Source organism: Methanolobus sp. (genome assembly GCF_016278385.1).
Classification (GTDB): Archaea; Halobacteriota; Methanosarcinia; order Methanosarcinales; family Methanosarcinaceae; genus Methanolobus.
Genome location: NZ_JADQBY010000002.1, coordinates 26641 through 45104, shown reverse-complemented (window position 1 = coordinate 45104; position 18464 = coordinate 26641). Strand labels below are relative to the sequence as shown.

Genomic DNA, 18464 nt, shown 5'->3' with positions numbered 1-18464 from the left:
TCATTACTTTGGATCGTATCTTTGATCAGACAACAATTCTCATATCTGCTAATTCATGGTGAAAATATGAAAGTGATAATCATAGGTGGTTTTCTCGGCAGCGGAAAAACAACTACTTTAAGGAATCTTGCTAAACATCTGATCGATAAAGGGCACAAACTAGCCATAATTGTTAATGAGGTTGGTGAGGTTGGAGTAGATGGTGAGACAATATCAAGCAGTGGTCTTGTGACAAAAGAGCTTACAAGTGGCTGTATTTGCTGTTCCCTTAAAATAAGCATGGAATTCACACTGCAAACCATTATTGAGGATTATGAGCCTGATGTTGTTATTATCGAGCCGACGGGAATTGCTTTCCCTCTTCAGATCAAGGAGCATATAGAACTCATGGATCTGGGTGAGGTCTCATTCGCTCCGGTGGTTTCCATAGTTGATGCCAGCAGGTTTGGTGTTGAATGGAAACAGATCCCAAGGTTTATTGAAAGCCAGATTAAGGAATCCGAAATTGTTTGTATCAATAAGATAGACCTTGTTGACAGTGAAGCCATTGCAACTTCAACTCAGATGGTCCTTGGAATAAATCCTGATGCAATTGTTGTTGAATTCTCAGCAAAGAATGCAGATGAGAAATTCGAGAGATTCATGGACCTGCTGACAGGTGAAAGTGAGATACATCAGGAACGTGAGGACCTGAACTCCATGGAGGTTTCAGGTGTGGGTGCCTATGCAGGTGAGTATTCCATCAAGTCGGAAGCTATGCATCCTGATAATGCCACAACAATGCTGGTCCATATTTTAATGGATATAAGGGATAAAGTGAAACTGATAAATCCTGAGTTCATAGGTCATGTTAAGATCAGTTTCAAGTTCAAGGACGGTCTTATCAAGGGCAGCCTGACATCTTCCGAAGGTGAACCGGTTGTTGAAATACTTGATGAAAAAGGAGATGGGGAAGAGCATCTCAAGTTCCTCAGTGCGGTAACGAAAGTCCAGAAGGAAGAACTTGTGGGGATTGTTGATGAATGCATACAGGATATTCTGGAAAAGGAAAGTATTTCTTTTGAGAAAATCAGTTTCCAGGCACATGATGAACCCAAATTGATAACTTTGGATATTTAACTGGCATAGTTTTTTGGCAGGACAAATAATTTCTGTCATGTATTACTATTTTCATCTCAATGAATAAATATCATTGAAACGTTTTCTTTTTTATGAAACAAAATCCTGAAAACGAGGTACTTGAATCACTTGCAAAGACTATTCTTGTAGCTGCAAGGACCGCACCCAAGGGAAAAGGTGTCGATGATATCGTTACCTTTCTGGTGCATGATGATGAAAGAATGTATCTTGCGGATAAAATGGAAGAGCTCAGCGAAATCAAGGATATGAAGTTCCTGATACGGGATGCAAAGAATGTAAGGGATGCTGATTTATTGGTTCTTATCGGCCTGAAGTCTTCTGGTGTTAGCTCACTTAACTGCGGAGCATGCGGATTTAAGACATGTAAGGAAATGCTTGAGAACAAAAAGGTCAAGGTAGAGTTTACAGGTCCGCATTGCATGATAAAATACGTGGACCTTGGAATTGCTGTTGGCTCTGCGGTTGCAAAAGCAAAAGACCTGTGCGTCGATAACAGAATCATGTATTCAGCAGGTGCTGCTGCATGCTACTTTGATATGATAGATGCAGATGTTGCAATGGCTGTTCCGTTGAGTGTCAAGGGGAAGAACATCTTCTTTGACAGATCGTCTACCAGGTAGGCGGTAGTTTGACCATCCTTTCATTTTCTTCTATAATTTTTCTGATACCATTCAATAACAGATTTTCAGATATTGTTTTGCACGTGTATTTCAAATATATTTGAAACTTCTCTGTTTCAGTATCAATATTTTATATTTTAATACGGGTATTGTGCAATACTGACAAAACCACACAAAACAACTTATTAAGGTGATATAAATGGAAATGACAAAAGAAGAAATGCTTGACCTCGGAGATGCTCACTGTGCAGGTTGCTTTGGAGATGGAGTACAGGTTGCCACTGGATGTACGGTGGGAAAAGGTAACATAAAGAAGACCCATTACGGAAAAATAGCAATGACACTTATTTCTAGCAAGGACAACAAAGCAGTCAGATCATACGTAGTGCCTGCATCCTTCGTAAAGATGGAGCAGTCTCCTTTTATGCAGCAAAGGAAGCCCGGAGTTCCAGCATCTCAGGCATCTTGCGATATCTCACAACCTTCAATAGACATGGTAATGTCAATGCCTGATTCAGCTTTCATCGAAGTAACTGATGTATTTGACTATGAGCTTGACTCTCTTGTTGTGCAATTTAAGCGTGTGAAATGTTCCAAATGTCAGGAAATGGTAATTGGGAAGTATGCTAACATACTTGATGAGGAGATAGTCTGCCGCCCATGTATGGAAGAGGTTCATAAATTGTAGGTGCGGTAGTACCACTTTTCTTTATTCCTCCTGTAATTTCAAACTCCTGGACTGATACAAATGGACCCGATCATTGTTGCAGTTATAATCTTTTTCTTGGCTATAATATTCTCAATGCTGGGTCATGGCGGTTCTCTGGTATATGTGCCGCTGTTCTACTGGCTGGGTATCGATATGCTGGTAGCTATCCCCACAGCATTGCTACTTAATGGTATAACTTCCAGTTCTGCAGCGATCACATATTACAGGAAAAAAATGATCGATCTGCATATGGCAACTCCTTTTGTATTGACTTCTACCATTGGTGCTCCTATTGGTGCTTATTTCACAAAGTTCGTCTCTACTGGAGCACTACTGTGGATACTCAGCATTGTGTTGCTGCTTGCAGGGACACGGATGTTATTGTCTGGAAATAAGGGAGCAGAGGGTAGTAATGAGTCCGTGGTCAAGAAAAAGAGATTTATAATCGGTATATGTCTTGGATTTATGATCGGTGTTTTTGCCGGACTTCTTGGACTCGGTGGCGGTGTTTTCATTGTGCCTCTCCTGATCGCACTGGGCTATGAGACAAAACGTGCTTTTGCAACTTCGACTTTCATCGTGTTGTTCTCATCATTCTCGGGATTCTTTGGTCATATGGGTACAGGACATCTGGATGTGACACTTATGGTCTATACGGCTATAGCTGCATTTATAGGTGGTCAGGTAGGTTCACATTTGATGCACAGTAAAATGAAGTCAAAGACAATCAAGCAGATGTTTGGCGTAGTCTTGTGGATAATGGCTGTGAAAATAGTATCCGGATTGATATGATTAACCGATGAATTTGATATTATCAGTGAATGATGCTGTATTTTGAATCAGCATCTATTCTAATTCTATTTCTCTTCCTGTATCTATAATAACATGCCTTCTACAAAGTAAAAAGTTACATGTGTCCATCAAACATGATGAATTTACTTGTAGTTAAGGAAGGCTCTTCTTTAGTATTACTCTCTCTTAATATTTTTAATCCATACGAAAATGTATAACTAGAATTATAGCATATGTGCAGGTACGGGGTGCACTGGATATTACATAATTGCTCTGGTATATCTATTCCACAGAGATAGTAATTGAAAGAAAGTTAAGAAAGGAGGAAGTGAATGAAAAAGATAGTATTCACATTAATGTTACTTTTAGCGATGCTCGTGCCTCTGGCAAGTGCTGATATAATCGATGATATGGATAACAAGGTTACCGAGTACAACAATAATGTTGATTATGTGCCTTCTTACCTGACATCTCTGCTTGGTAATGAGATTACCAAATTGGCAATCGTCACTGATGAGGGAGATGAAGTATACGTAAAAGCAATCACTGAAGATGGATTGATCACTACATTTGAAGAAGTAGATGATGACGAGGAGTTCGATGCAACTATGATCGTAGGGGCAAATGAAGCCACGGTAAGGACCATTCTCAGATCATCTGATCCACTGGCTGAGTTCATCGCTGCAAAGGAAAATGGGGAAATTGTAATTGAGCCTGTTGGGCTTATCAATACTGCGAAATATACCGTAGTAAATGTTGTGATGAAAGTATCGTCATTGTTTGGATTTTAATGGACTGTATTTGAGAGGATGGTTAAGTTTACCATCCGAGTTCTATTTTTTGAATTGTCGGCAGAGTGATTTCGAACTCGAACATAATATCATTCTATTCTTTTTTCCTCTTTGTATGTTACAAACACTAGTATATTACAACATTTGGCTATAATTTATACAATCATCACAATCACTGATTTAGGTGAGGGCTAGCCAAGAGATATTTGACTTCCGATTAGTCAAACTAATAGGAAATTAATTTCCACGCTGCCGATAGATACGACAAAAACAGAGATTGCATAAAAAGAAAAAGATGTTTTTAAAATGCTGTTGGACGTTTTTCCTTTACTTGGCAGTTTAGGTTACCGACCTGTTTATACTATGAATCTTATCACAATCTCATATTTGATGTGAGATATTTATACAATAAAAATAAGAGGGGAATGAGTAATATGAAAAAAAAGTCTTATTCAATTATAGCGGTTTTATGGTATGTGGCAGCAATATTCTTTTTTGCCGCTGCAGGAATCGGTAAAAACAGCGTATATGTGGCATTAGGAGCACTCTATATTTGTATTGGTTCTTTGAATTTGCGATTGTATTATAAACATAAAAATCATAATGAAGAAGAGGATAAGTAGTTTTTGACACCTTTCTCTCTCTATGGGTATCTTTCCTTTATCATGGGTTATCTTCGTCTTGTTTTCCTCTACTTGGCAGTTTAAGAACAGACCAGTTATATCGAATGAATAATCGTCATGAAAATAAAAACAAACAATTTTTAACTGAAAAAACATAACAAGTATTACTAAAAAGTGTTCACAATCGCAATAGGAGAGGGTTTTTATTTGAAAAAACAAACAATAAATAAAAAGATTTTAATAGATTGCATATTTTTTGGAATAATAGTATTATTGTTAGCATTCCTTTTAAATGCATTTCCTGGATATGTAATAATTGATGATCAGTATCATATTACAATTGATAATCAGTTCCACATTGTAGGACTTTATATAATAACGGCATCTATAGCTCTTTTTTCAGTATATGTTTCAATTATGAACTATTTATCGCCCAATCAAACAAAAGTTGAATTCATTCAAAAACAACTTGATTGCTATTATATACCACTAAGAAAACAATTACTCAGCAAGAATACACAAGAAGTAGATTTGGAATATTTCATAGATCATTGCTATCTTCTAGCTATCCATCTTACAAAAAAAGACATGGAATGTTTTTTTGACAAAATTAAGAACCCTGAAAAACATAGAGTTTTAGATAGCTGCTCAAACAAAACGAAATCAGCAATTTTACACAAAGTTAATTTGGACATTGGAGTACTTGAAGACAAATTAAAAAAAGAGTTCGATTAATCAAATACAAAATATTATTTCCTTTATTATGGGTAGTCGGTAGAGAATCCTCTCTCCTACCAAAGCGCAACCATTATACCCCTACAATCACTTTTTCATCATATATTTGATAAAGTAGAATTCTGTGGGACGCTGCAACCTTTCCGTAAGGTGCAAATCCTGAAATATTATAGTAAAGTAAGGTATACTCATGGACGTAAAAGATGTAATGAACACTGAAGTTGTTACCTGCTCTCCGGAAACTCCGATAAGAGAAGTAGCACAACTCATGAAGCAGGAAAGTATCAGTGGTCTTCCTGTTGTGGATGAGGGCAAGGTAGTCGGTATTGTTTCCGAAGGAGATATCCTTAAGTTACTGGCAGTTCCCGAACATGGAGGGCTCTGGTTGCCAAGTCCGTTCGAGGTTATTGAAGTTCCTATCCGCGAGCTGCTCAACTGGGAAGATACCAAGAACATGCTTGATGACGTAGGTTCAAAACCAATTAAGGAAATAATGACAAAAAATGTTTACGCAATAGGCCCTGATGCCTCCATTGAGGACGCTTCCACTGTAATAAGCAAACACAGGATAAATCGCCTTCCGGTTGTGGTGGAGGATGGTACACTTGTGGGTATTGTAACACGTGGAGACATTATTAACGGTCTTGGAAAATTGTAAGAAGGAATGTTATGAAATATATTGAAGGCGGTATCTGTGCGATAAAGGGTGTGAGTGCCGGTGGCATTAAACCCGGAAAGATGGGATTGGCGATCATCCAGGCAGAAGGAAACGCTGCCGGAGCCTATACCAGGAACAAGGTCATTGCAGCTCCTCTGGTTGTTACCAGGGAGCATATCAACGGGACCGGAAGGCTTGCCGGGGTTATCGTCAACAGTGGCAATGCAAATGCTTTTACAGGTGTGCAGGGTCTTGCTGATGCAAGAATAATGGCATCATCTCTCGCATCCAAACTTGGTGTCAGCGAGGAGCTTATAGGTGTGGCTTCTACAGGTGTCGTTGGACGTAAACTTGATACTTCATGGATAACCACCCATCTTGACGAGGCTCTGGCTTCAATGGGTGAGGATGCCGATGCCAGCATGAGGGCAGCACGTGCCATCATGACCACTGACACCGTTCCCAAGGAGATAGCCATCGAGCTGGACTGTGGTATTCGCATAGCAGGCATTGCCAAGGGTTCAGGTATGATCGAACCCAATATGGGTACCATGCTTGCCTTTGTGTACACCGATGCAGAAGTTCCTTCAGATGTATTACAGTCATGCCTTACCACATCCGTGGACAAGAGTTTCAATATGATAGTGGTTGATGGTGACACAAGCACCAATGACATGGTTCTTGTAACAGCCACAGGACAGTCCGGCATCACTCCTGAGATAGCCGATCTTCAGGCAGGTCTTGATTATATACTCATCGAGCTTGCCAAAATGATAGCTATCGATGGTGAAGGTGCCACCAAGCTCATAGAATCCAAGGTAACTGGTGCAGCCACAGCAGAGGATGCCCGTCTTGTAACCAAGGCAATAGTTCGCTCTCCGCTTGTAAAGTCTGCTATTTTCGGTCAGGACCCGAACTGGGGTCGTATCATAGTTGCAGCCGGATATTCCGGAGCCAATATGGATCAGACCAAAATCTCCCTGTCCTTCTCCGCAGGAACTGAGGTCGTTGAGCTTGTCAAAGATGGTGAGGTCGTCAAAAATGACAAAGAAACTCTCTCTCAGTTGAAATCCATAATGGCAGAGGATGAAATATTCATCATAACCGACCTTGGCATGGGACATGAGAGTGCCACAGCATGGGGTTGTGATTTGACGTATGATTATGTCAGGATCAATGCCGAGTATACTACCTGATCTATAAGAATTTGAATTTGACACTTATTAGTGATTTGAGGAAGATAATGTACAAGATATATGTGGATGGCCAACACGGAACGACTGGCTTACTGGTGAATGAGCGTCTGGCAGAACACCCGCAGGTGGAAATACTTGAGATTCCCTATGAGGAGCGTCATAACAGGGAATTGAGAGAGAAACTACTCAATGAGGCAGATCTGGTGTTCCTGTGCCTGCCGGATGAAGCGGTTGAGGATACTGTAAGTCTTATTATAAATCCGAACACGAAAATTATCGATGCATCCACAGCCAATCGTATAAATGAAGTATGGGCTTACGGATTACCTGAACTCTCTGCCGGACACAAGGAGAAGATAACCGGAGCAAGCAAAGTCTCCAATCCGGGTTGTCATGCCACGGCTTCCATTGTAGCTCTTTATCCACTTGTGGAGGAAGGCATCATTACAAGGGAAACAGCAGTTCCATTGTTCTCCATCACCGGATATACCGGTGGCGGCAAACAAATGATCCAGACATACGAGACCACGGAAGAACGTGCCTATAAGGCTCCAAGGCAGTATGCTCTTGGCCTGAACCATAAGCATGTGCCTGAGATCAGGGTACACTCCGGTCTTAATGTGAATCCAATGTTTATGCCGGTGGTTTCCAATTATCCGAGGGGACTGGCGGTCACATTGCCTCTGTCAGTCAAGGATCTGGAAAAACCCATGACAAAAACTGATATGTATGAGCTTTACCAGAAATATTATGGAGATTCCATCTTCATCCGTGTTCACAATGTGGATGAGACGGACGACCTGGTGGACAATGCCTTCGATGTTCAGGGAAGTAATGACACTAATTATCATGATCTTTATATCTATGGTAACAAGGATCAGATACAGGTCATCTCCCGTCTGGACAATCTTGGAAAAGGTGCATCAGGTGCAGCCATACAGAACATGAACATCATGCTTGGCATGGATGAGACGACCGGTCTTTTGTAGGCCGGTTCTGTTATTGAAATTTTGTTTCCCTTCTCCTTCCTCATCCATCGCATATAAATACTGTATAAACATAATTAATATCCATTGGGTGAAATAATGGAAATAGCCGATTGGGAGAAACGGTATGATGAAGCAGTTTCCACTGTGAAGGAACAGCTTGGGAATGTGCAGGGAGTGTTCGTGGCCTACAACAGTAATGTTGATGCCATGAAACATATCAGGGAATCTGATATAAAAAAGCTGATTAGTATTGTCGGGTGCAGGGAAATACATGCACGCATCTCTCAGTATCCAAGGGAGATAAAGGACCCCGTGGATTTCATGGCCCGCCTTATAATTGCAATGCGGGATGGGAAGGCTGCTGAGGTACCAACCTATACAACTGATATCCATGACTGGCTCATGGACAACCTCGTTTTTGATTCTGCACGTATGGGCGGGCAGGCAGGTATCATCTCCAATCTTCTTGCCACAATTGGCGTGAAGAATATCATTACCTATGTACCCTGGCTTGCAAGGGAGCAGGCCGAATACTTTGTGGATTCACCAAACCTGTGGCACCCCGTTCTCGAAAATGGAACACTTGTACTCAAGCACCCAAAGGAAGCATATAATCCAGACCAGAAGCCAAAGATCAACTGGATACTTGAATTCTCAAAAGGCTTAAAATTCGGCTGTGCAGGAGAGGAATATGTGGTTCCCAGAGATAACAGGCTGATCATCTCCTCACGTCCTAAATGGATACGTATCGATATGATGCCTGAGATGTATGAGCAGCTGTCCGATATAAGAGAGGATATAGATGGTGCTATACTCGCAGGTTATCAGATGATAAAGGAAGAATATGAGGATGGCACAACATACCGTGATTATGTGGAGCATGCGGTCAATGTGATCGAGCGGCTCAAAGGCTGTAATCCTTTGATGCGTATCCATGTTGAATTCACATCCATACAGAATAAGGTCATACGCAAGGCGTTACTTACCGATATTGTGAAAAAGCATGTAACTTCTCTTGGACTTGATACCGTGGAGGTTGCTAATGCCCTGAATGTGCTTGGACACGAGGAACTGGCATATTCTGTGATCAACAAAGGGGAAGACAGTATTGTATCACTCTACGAAGGTGCTGTCAGGCTTCTGAAAGAACTGGAACTGCAAAGGGTGCATATTCACTCGCTGGGATACTATATATGTGTGGCAGCAAAAGATCATCCTCTAAGTGTAGATGACCAGAGGCAGGCCCTGTTATTTGCCTCGGCACTTGCAGCAACACAGGCAACCCTTGGTTCAATCAGAGATATTGATGATATTTCCGTAGGCCTGGAAGTTCCAGTCTATGATCAGGGATACGAAGACCTTATAGAACTTGAAAAGTATCTTGTAAGAAGAGGTATCTGTTCAGCAGAAGATTTTGAAGATGGCTGCATAAGCGTCTATGATCATGATCTTATCATCGTCCCCTCTAAGGTTGTAAATGATCCTGTTGCAACGGTGGGGATTGGCGATGCTATATCAGCAGGTGCCTTCATTGCTCTGCTGGCAAAAATGCCAAAGATCAATGAATGCAAAATAACGGAAGTAGCTTAATGAACATTCTCTGTGCCTACAATGCAAACATAGATTCCATATCTCATATCAAAGGCCGTGATTTTTCCAGAATGCTTGAAGGACACTCTGATATTCTGGGAAAGATAAACGATCCTCCGGGTTCAATATCCTCAAAATCTGATTTTCTTGCAGGTCTTGCCCTTTGCATGCGTGATGGCACAGGTGCTGAATGGCTTATCCACGACAGGGAAGTCTTTGAGTGGTTAAAAAGTACTTTTCTCAGTGATTCTCTGATGAGAATGGGTGGCAATATGGGTATTATGTCCAATGTTCTTTCAGAACTCGGTGCTTCAAAGGTGGTACCAAATGTTGCCAGTCTCTCGAAATTACAGGCATCCTTTTTTTCTACAAGGGCTATTTATCATCCGTATAAAGGACAATTGTACCGCAGTGATGAAATCGTAAATATTATCTCAAGCGACAATGACCGGCCTGAACTGATTCATTTTGTGTTTGATTTTAAAAAAGATGATGTTATCACACTTTCGGGTGAAAACATTCAGGTTCCAAGGGAGAACCGGTTTATTGCAACGTATGATCCGTTAAACTTCCGGCTTCATATTGATGCTAATTTCAGGTATTATTCCATAAAACATGCAGGAGAGATGGATGGTGCTATAATTTCCGGTTTTCACATGTTACAGGAAGACTGTTCTGATATGTCCGATTATAAGGAGCGGTTGGATATATCCCTGAAACAGCTTCAAAGCTGGAAAAATGTCAGGCCAGACCTTCATATTCATATTGAATTTGGACATTTCTCCTCTGAAAAAATAGCATCCGAAGCATTCTCACTCTTTTCTCCCGTTGTTGACCGCATAGGCATGAATGAGGATGAACTTGCCATGCTAGCCCGTATTAATGGGATAGATCCCAAACCTATACTTGCAATGGATTCGGTGGCCATAGCAGAAGCTGCAATTGTACTTTGCAGTGATTTCGGACTCTGCAGGATGCTTGTGCATACAAGGGAATTTGCACTTTCTGTATCATGTATGAAGAATGATGACCCTGAAGTAATAATCAGGGCAATGGATTTTGGAGTCAATTGTGCAGCCGCATTTGCATGCTCCGGAAAGCTTGATGACAGGGAAATACTGCTGGATATAGCTTCAGGAATTAAAGAAAGTGAGTTTGGAAAAGCAGAATCTGCACGATTGGCAAAACACATGGATGAGGAATGGCAGTGTAGCAGCACATGTGGCATACATATGTCTTATCAGGTAAGCATAGTTCCAACTCGTATATGCGATGAGCCTGTATCAACAGTTGGACTCGGGGATACTATCTCAGCCGCCATTTTTTTAAAGGAGCTTGAACTCAACTCCTAACATGTACACTCTTTTCTCAGAAAACTTTAACCTGAATTACACTCTTGATTGCGGCCAGGTATTTCGGTGGGACTATATTGATAGCTGGTGGACCGGGGTTGTGAATGGTCATGTTGCACGCTTGCAGCAGGACAATAAAAGTGGTGAGATACTGGTAGATTCAAAGCTGCCAGGAAAGTTTTTTGAGGATTACTTCCGTTTTGATGATGATCTTGATGCCATCATGCAGGAGATCAATAAAGATGAGTTCATGGACGAGGCTATCAGCAAGTACATGGGTCTACGTCTTATCAGACAGGATCCATGGGAGTGCCTTATATCCTATATGCTTGCAACGGCATGGAGTATTCCAAATATCAAAAGGGGGATTTCCATGATATGCAGCAACTACGGAGAGGAAATTGAGAATGGATATTACAGTTTTCCTGAACCAAACTCACTTGTCCATGCATGCGATGATGATTTGAGGGGGTGTAAACTTGGTTTTCGCTCCGGGCGTGTTATCAAGGCTGCAAGGCATGTTGAGGAAGGTAATCTCGTCCTTGACGACATCTTCAAACTGGATTACGAAGCTGCAAAACAGCGACTGATGTTCCTTGAAGGCATCGGGGAGAAGGTTGCAGACTGTATACTACTCTTTGCTTTTGAAAAAATGGAGGCTTTTCCCGTAGATACTCATGTGGAAAAGGTAGTAAAGACAATCTACGGTAATCATGATTTTTTTAACGGGAAAGCAACAAAGAGTAAGATAGGTAGCTGGGGACGTATGTATTTTGGTGACTACTGTGGGTATGCGCAGCAGTATTTCTTTTATCAGAAAAGGCTTGAAGGCATCTGAATCTATCAAGTATGCTTCACTTTTTTTACTTTCCATGTTCCCATTTGCGAAGGAATCTCCTGAAACCGGGATCCTTTATTTTGGCAATATCTGTATCTTCGACGGTTACAAAACCCGATGAAACAGCTTTTCCAAGGTGTTTGCCCAGAGAGCAGCTTTCTATTTTAGCTTCAATAAGTTCTTTTGCAGTTGCGAACTTTCGGCGGATATCGGCAATATAGAATCCATCCTCGATGTATAGAGAGAAAAGATCATCGGAATATACATATTTATCCTTGAAACCTTTTGCATGTCCGCATACCCATACAGGTGGTCCTCTGTGCTTTTTGACAAGAGGAAGCTGGGATGAGATGAGCTCTATCAGGACGATGACCTCCTCCTTTGCCCAGTATCCTGAATTAAGTACCTGGAATTCATATTCTTCGAACAATGCACGAATTGATTGCTCCATTTTATCCAGCTGTGGGTACAGTATATCGTCCACAAGATGTGGAGCTTTAAAAACAATTGCAATGAAGGAACTCCTTCTTGAATTCATCATATGGATGATATCATCTTCATTCATGGGTTCCTTTTCCTTCGGGAAGAAAAACTCTTCTGATGGCTCTTCTGAATATGCTCGGCAGCCATCAATGAATTGTGCAAACTGGTTCAGGGAAAGTGCAGCAGCTACATTTCGTTTAGGGTCAGTGGGATCGATTACAATAAGGGAGTCATGGTGTTTGATAGTTCCATGTTCAAGCATATCTATTGTCAGTCCGGGTTTCCAGTTGCAGACGTTCCTGATGACATTGCGGAATGAACCATAATGTACTATTAGAAGCTCTGTGAGATATCCTGAAAATCCCTGGGTCCGAAGCTCAGAACCGTATGTTCCAGTGCCTTTCATGAATTGTTTCATGATCAACACATCATCTTCACGGCCAGGTATAGTCTTTTTGATGAATTCGTTGTGGAAAGGTGTCCTGTCCACCGCAGATATGATCTCAGATGCAGAGTCAACTGCAAAACAGGGAACGAGATCAACATCAAATCCTTTGTACTCCATTTTTAAATATGGGTGTTCAGCATAGCGCTCTTCTATATTCTGCCCTTCATTTGCAACATTCCTGGCAATACGGAGTCCATTCTTTTCCAGGTCTTCACGACGTGTGTCTGCGGGAAATGCAATAAAAATATCAAGGTCATGAGTACCGGATATCCAGGTATTCCTTGCAGCAGAGCCAACGAGTTTGGGAATAATATTACTTACTCCAAGTGATGCGGCTGATTTACTTACCTTTGCCAGCAACTCAGAAGTCACTTCTTCAAGCTTCTGTTTTTCGTCAGTACTGGGTTTTATCCTTTCAAGTACCTGTTCTTCCAGTGTCATATTTGATCATTCAATATAATCCTAAATATAATATATGTGAGCAGGTTATAAAATACTAATGAATATTTTCTAAAATATGAAACATCCTGCTACGCCTTGAAAACATCGGTGACTGTTTAACAAATTCCTATGTTCTCTTTCTTGATGACATGGTTATAGTTCTTGTAACCAAGTATATCAGCTATCATATCGGTATGTTGTCCCTTGACTTTTTCCAGTTCCTCAGAAGTGTAGTCGGTTATTCCTTTTGCAAAGACCTTACCTTCACAGACAATTTCAACTATCTCTCCTCTGTCAAATTTGCCTTGAACTCTTGTAACGCCAGATGGTAACAAACTCATGCTGTTAAGTATTGCTTCCATGGCACCGGAATCAACTTCAATGGAACCACATGATCTGGAAAGCAGTATCCAGCGTATCCTGTTCTTTTGTACATCCTGGTTTGCAAGGAATAGTGTTCCAATCTCTTCCCCTTTCAACACATTTGTAACCACGTTCTCGATAGCGCTGTTCGTGATGACAAGGTAACATCCTGACATGTGGCATATCTTTGCAGCCTCAATCTTAGTTCTCATGCCGCCTACACCTTTCATGCTTGTGGGGCTGCCACCATAGCTTTCCACCTCCGGTGTAATCTCTTCCACAAGGCTCAGGAATGTCGCATCATTGTTGCGTTTTGGGTTTTTATCATAAAGGCCGTCAATGTCTGAAAGGATGATGAGAAGGTCCGCCTCTGTCTTGCTGGCAACCATTGCGGAAAGTTTGTCGTTATCACCGAATGTTGCTTCTATCTCATTAACAGATGTAGTGTCGTTTTCGTTGATGATTGGTATGACACCGTAGCTCAGGAGGGTGGAAATGCTGTTCCTGAGGTTTAGATAGGTCAGCCTGTTGGAGAATGATTCGTAAGTGAGGAGTATCTGGGCTACTTTTAGGTTGTGTTTTGCAAAGGAATTGCTCCATTCCTGCATGAGTACACTCTGACCCACAGCGGCACATGCCTGTCTGACAGGTATTTCCTTTGGCCTCCTGTCAAAGTCCAGTATGTCTATTCCTATACCGATGGCACCTGAGCTTACAAGGATGACCTTTTTACCTATTTCGTGCAGTTCAGCTACCTGTGCAGCCATGTTGTCCATGAACTGGTGGTTAAGCTTACCGTCTTCGGTGTTGATGGACGATGTACCTATTTTTACAACTATCCTGTTCACATCTTTAAAGAGCTCTTTCCTGTCGTTCAAAAGTGATGCTCCTGCATTTCGTTCCATTTTTTGTATCAGTTACTTTCTGGAAATAGCATTTGATGCAGTTTTGTTGAGTCTGCGGTGCGTGAATTTCTTCGCATCAGATCCTGCATAATCTGCAACTTTGTCACCATTGCCCACGAGTATGTATTTGTAGATCAGCAGTCCTTCCATGCCAACCGGACCACGTGCGTGTATCTTGTTGGTACTGATGCCGACTTCTGCACCTTTTCCATAACGGAAACCATCTGCGAATCTGGTGGATGCGTTGATCATCACACTTGATGAGTCTATCAAGTCAGTGAATCTCTTTTTTTTGAGGTCGCTTTCCGTTATGATGGCATCGGTGTGATGGGAGCCATAATTGTTGATATGTTCCATGGCCTCTTCTATAGAACCGACTATCTTTATGGAGAGTATCAGGTCATTGTACTCAGTCTTCCAGTCATCTTCTGTGGCTCTTCCCACTTTTTTGAGGAAATCTATCTCTTCAAGTATCTTAAAGGAGCTGTCATCACAGCGCATTTCTACATTTGCATCGCCGTACATCCTTGCCATTTTAGGAAGGAATTTGCCGGCTATCTTTTCGTTGATGAGCAGGGTCTCCATTGCATTACAGACTGCAGGATACTGGGTTTTTGAGTCAAAACATACATCATACGCTTTTCCAAGGTCTGCTTCATCGTCAACATATACGTGACAGATACCGTCTGCATGTCCGAGGACTGGTATCTTTGTGTTGTCCTGCATGTATTTTACAAATGCATTGGAACCTCTTGGGATGAGCAGGTCGATGTATGCGTCCAGACGTAGTATGTCGTTGACCTCTTCCCTTGTTTCCATTAACTGGAATGCGCCTTCTGGCATTCCTTTCACGGATTCAGCTGCATTATTAAGGAGATCAAATATCACGCGGTTGGAGTTGAGTGCCTCGCTTCCGCCTTTGAATATGGTGGCATTCCCGCTTTTAAGGCACAATGCCATTACCTGTGGCACAACATCAGGACGTGCTTCAAATATTACTCCGATAAGTCCTATAGGGGCGCTTACTTGATAGAGTTCAAGTCCCTGGTCAAGTTCGAGGGCATCAATGGTCTTACCCACAGGGTCTTCGAGGTTGATAACGTCACGAATACCGTCTATCATTCCACTGATTTTGCTGTCGCTGACCTTGAGTCTTTCCACAAGGGCCTGAGAAAGTTCTCCTTTCCTTTTCAGCTTTTCAGCAGTCTCAACGTCCTTCTGGTTTGCTTTAAGTATCTTATCGCGATTATTGTCAAGTGCCTGTGCCATTGCTTCAAGAGCAGTATTCTTTGTTTCCGTGTTGACACTTGCAAGGATAATAGATGCTTTCTTTGCCTCAATGACCTTTTCTTCAATTTCCAGAACCATGAATAAACCACCTTGGGTTTTTTTAAAAGAGTGATGTGAGATTATTAAAAGTTACTATGTAATATAGTGATATTGCACATAGTTCTTTGGTTTTATATTTGTCGATTATGGAATCAGTATTAATGTCTATCTTAACTGCTGACCTTAAAATCAAATTAAAAATTAAAAAGATATCATACAGCAATTTGTTACAGTATTTTGTTCTTGATCGCTATATGATATGCCTACATCTAGTTGATTATCTACGCGAGTTCAATTTTGCAAGTAAACGAAGTATTTCAATGTAGAGCCATACGAGTGTTACCAGAAGTCCAAATGCACTGTACCATTCCATATATTTTGGAGCGTGGGATTCAACTCCACTCTCAATGAAGTCAAAGTCAAGTACGAGGTTAAGGGCAGCGATAATAATAACAAAGATGCTAATACCAATGCTCAATGGACTTGCATTATCTATTTGAAGTACAGGTATGGAGCTACCAAAAAAGCTCAAGAACAGGTTAATAATATAGACGGCTGCAATTCCTGCAGTAGCAGCGAAGACTCCTAATTTGAAGTTTTCAGTTGGTTTAATGATACGTGATTTATAGGCAAATAAAAGTGCAAGGAATATGCCTAATGTAAGAAAAACTGCCTGTGAAACAATCCCCGGGTACATTACTTCGAAAACAGATGATATTCCTCCAAGGAAAAGTCCTTCAAATGCAGCATATATAGGCGCAGTGATGGGTGATGCAGTCTTTTTGAAGATGGTGATAATGGCAGTAATAAATCCTCCAAAAATACCGAGCATCATAAGCATCCGGCCATCAGCTCCAAGGCCCCACGTGTATGTGGCGGTAGCAAGTAATATGCAAAGCAAGAGGGTTGATTTATTAGCAGTTCCTCCCAAAGTCATGACGTTATCAGAAGATTCTAACTCAGTAAATGTATTTTTGTTCAAAGCTGGGTTTGCAGTACGCATCATATAAATCGCTCTTTGTTTCTTATGTATGTGGATGAGTGGGATGGGGTTATAATCAAAAGACTAATGCACATATGCATATATATATATTTTCAAGGAACATATTAACTTATCTATAACGTTTTTATTACTCGCAAGAGGACTTTCGAATAGCAGATCAATTAATCAAATAGCATGAATTCTTAAAATAGAGCTTTTCAACTTTAAGTAAAGTATCCTTTACTTAGAATCCAGTCTTCCATTCTAAGTAAAGCAAATTATAATTTGGGCAAAAAACGCAAACTAACGTCCGTCCTAACTCAAACCAATCTTTCCATCACTGCCATCACAACCTCAAAAGCTATCAGAATAATCACTATCCATTCAAGGTTATGTGAGTGCTGAATGTGAACTTCTTCGGAGAGCATGGAATAATTGTCTCTGATCACGTCTATTTTGTGGCTCACACTCTCGCTCCACTGGCTGCTTCTCAGCATTTTCAGGGCAGATGCATATACTCTGGCATAGTATACATCCTCTGTGACTTTGATAAGGTTGTTTACCTTCTCGGTTACTTCTGACAGCTCTGCGCTATTCTGCATCAGCTGCATCATGATAAGTCGATACTTATGCTTTCTTCTGAATTTAGGTAGCTTGTCGACAAGAACAATTTCATCATACATCTTTTCCATCTGGCGGCTCAGTTCTCTGTCGTAGTAACGCAGTTCGAAGACCTGCACATTTGCAAATTCAATCAGGTCAAAAAAATCAGTGGGGCTGTCTGGATTGCAGAGTAGTGCAGAGTCCCATGAAAGAATCGCAAGATCATCACTGGTATAGCTTTGGGTGCCTCTGAGTATCTCTTCCCTCATCTGAGGGGAGAAATTTCTTTTTTCCCCGGCCAGCAAGGGTACTGGGTCAATTGATTTGTCCATCCAGTCCATGAGATATATTGTGTAATCTTCAAAGAAATCAGGGTTTAGCGCAAAACTTCTGATATGGGGTTTGAGTATGTCTGTGAGTGTTTTCAGGTGTGACACAAATATATCGGAAAGCCCTTCCTGCTCTGTAAAAATAAGTGCAGTTTCTTCAAGGATATTAAAATCCTTCTCCGGTCTTTCATAAACAAGACACAGGCTGATGGCACCTATATCAAATATGCGGGCAAACACGGAGAACTCGTAGGTAATACCTCCTTTTTCAACGCTGGATTTTCCCATCCTGATCAGCAAAGGTGGCATATCCATTATGATGGATTTCGGCTTGACACGCAGAAAACTGGTCCTTGCCGTAAGGAAACTGTTGGAAAGTTCTTTTTCCAGCCAGTCAAGATCTATTTCCAGTCCTATGTCATAGATCCTGTAAAACCGAAGTGCTATCATATATTGTTGTCTCCTGCAGAAATGTATCCATTTAATACTTCCATGGTGTTAGCTTATAAACCTTTACAGGATTCTGTTCATGCAGATGTGGGCATCGG

18 protein-coding genes are annotated in these 18464 nt (G+C 41.2%); 13 read left to right on the top strand and 5 right to left on the bottom strand.

The genetic code is table 11. The features are described from left to right. The first annotated feature begins 66 nt into the window (after window positions 1–66). The 13 genes from QZZ23_RS00620 to QZZ23_RS00560 all read left to right on the top strand — a co-directional run bounded on the left by QZZ23_RS00620 (window position 67) and on the right by QZZ23_RS00560 (window position 12033). On the top strand, window positions 67–1119 hold the full coding sequence (locus QZZ23_RS00620) for a GTP-binding protein (RefSeq protein WP_292466259.1): 1053 nt from the start codon (window positions 67–69) through the stop codon (window positions 1117–1119). A 92-nt stretch (window positions 1120–1211) separates the two neighbouring features. Beyond that, a complete protein-coding gene (locus QZZ23_RS00615; protein ID WP_292466258.1) occupies window positions 1212–1760 on the top strand; it encodes a ferredoxin domain-containing protein in 549 nt (182 codons plus the stop codon). 199 nt (window positions 1761–1959) lie between these two features. Next, entirely contained in the window at window positions 1960–2448 is a 489-nt protein-coding gene (locus QZZ23_RS00610; RefSeq protein WP_292466257.1) for an FmdE family protein, read from the top strand. A gap of 60 nt (window positions 2449–2508) precedes the next feature. Next, entirely contained in the window at window positions 2509–3261 is a 753-nt protein-coding gene (locus QZZ23_RS00605) for a sulfite exporter TauE/SafE family protein (RefSeq protein WP_292466256.1), read from the top strand. 332 nt (window positions 3262–3593) lie between these two features. Beyond that, complete coding sequence (locus QZZ23_RS00600) at window positions 3594–4052, top strand: hypothetical protein (RefSeq protein WP_292466255.1); 459 nt, start codon at window positions 3594–3596, stop codon at window positions 4050–4052. 434 nt (window positions 4053–4486) lie between these two features. Beyond that, window positions 4487–4675, top strand: coding sequence for a hypothetical protein (locus QZZ23_RS00595; RefSeq protein ID WP_292466254.1), 189 nt, complete (start codon window positions 4487–4489; stop codon window positions 4673–4675). Window positions 4676–4882: 207 nt separating this feature from the next. Beyond that, complete coding sequence (locus QZZ23_RS00590) at window positions 4883–5410, top strand: hypothetical protein (RefSeq protein WP_292466253.1); 528 nt, start codon at window positions 4883–4885, stop codon at window positions 5408–5410. A gap of 190 nt (window positions 5411–5600) precedes the next feature. Beyond that, window positions 5601–6068: a CBS domain-containing protein gene (locus QZZ23_RS00585; RefSeq protein ID WP_292466252.1), complete on the top strand. Its 468-nt coding sequence runs from the start codon at window positions 5601–5603 to the stop codon at window positions 6066–6068. 11 nt (window positions 6069–6079) lie between these two features. Then, window positions 6080–7264 (top strand): bifunctional ornithine acetyltransferase/N-acetylglutamate synthase, encoded by a 1185-nt coding sequence (gene argJ, locus QZZ23_RS00580; RefSeq protein WP_292466251.1) that lies wholly within the window; start codon window positions 6080–6082, stop codon window positions 7262–7264. Window positions 7265–7311: 47 nt separating this feature from the next. After that, entirely contained in the window at window positions 7312–8253 is a 942-nt protein-coding gene (argC, locus tag QZZ23_RS00575) for an N-acetyl-gamma-glutamyl-phosphate reductase (RefSeq protein ID WP_292466250.1), read from the top strand. Between the two features lie 96 nt (window positions 8254–8349). After that, window positions 8350–9843, top strand: coding sequence for an ADP-specific phosphofructokinase (gene pfkC, locus QZZ23_RS00570; protein ID WP_292466249.1), 1494 nt, complete (start codon window positions 8350–8352; stop codon window positions 9841–9843). Next, the gene (locus tag QZZ23_RS00565; RefSeq protein WP_292466248.1) at window positions 9843–11195 is read left to right on the top strand and encodes an ADP-dependent glucokinase/phosphofructokinase; all 1353 of its coding nucleotides are present in this window, start codon (window positions 9843–9845) and stop codon (window positions 11193–11195) included. The genes pfkC and QZZ23_RS00565 overlap by 1 nt, the downstream gene beginning before the upstream one ends. Beyond that, window positions 11179–12033: a DNA glycosylase gene (locus tag QZZ23_RS00560; RefSeq protein ID WP_366931285.1), complete on the top strand. Its 855-nt coding sequence runs from the start codon at window positions 11179–11181 to the stop codon at window positions 12031–12033. The genes QZZ23_RS00565 and QZZ23_RS00560 overlap by 17 nt, the downstream gene beginning before the upstream one ends. A gap of 25 nt (window positions 12034–12058) precedes the next feature. Here QZZ23_RS00560 and cca read toward each other — a convergent pair whose 3' ends face one another. The 5 genes from cca to QZZ23_RS00535 form a co-directional block, all read right to left on the bottom strand. Further along, window positions 12059–13405: a CCA tRNA nucleotidyltransferase gene (cca, locus tag QZZ23_RS00555; RefSeq protein ID WP_292466247.1), complete on the bottom strand. Its 1347-nt coding sequence runs from the start codon at window positions 13403–13405 to the stop codon at window positions 12059–12061. 116 nt (window positions 13406–13521) lie between these two features. Then, entirely contained in the window at window positions 13522–14646 is a 1125-nt protein-coding gene (gene proB, locus QZZ23_RS00550; RefSeq protein WP_292466422.1) for a glutamate 5-kinase, read from the bottom strand. 39 nt (window positions 14647–14685) lie between these two features. Further along, the gene (locus tag QZZ23_RS00545) at window positions 14686–16041 is read right to left on the bottom strand and encodes a glutamate-5-semialdehyde dehydrogenase (protein ID WP_292466246.1); all 1356 of its coding nucleotides are present in this window, start codon (window positions 16039–16041) and stop codon (window positions 14686–14688) included. A gap of 238 nt (window positions 16042–16279) precedes the next feature. Next, window positions 16280–17005, bottom strand: a complete 726-nt coding sequence (locus tag QZZ23_RS00540; protein ID WP_292466421.1) for a Bax inhibitor-1/YccA family protein — start codon at window positions 17003–17005, stop codon at window positions 16280–16282. A 299-nt stretch (window positions 17006–17304) separates the two neighbouring features. Beyond that, window positions 17305–18366, bottom strand: coding sequence for a hypothetical protein (locus QZZ23_RS00535; RefSeq protein ID WP_292466245.1), 1062 nt, complete (start codon window positions 18364–18366; stop codon window positions 17305–17307). Window positions 18367–18464: the final 98 nt, after the last annotated feature.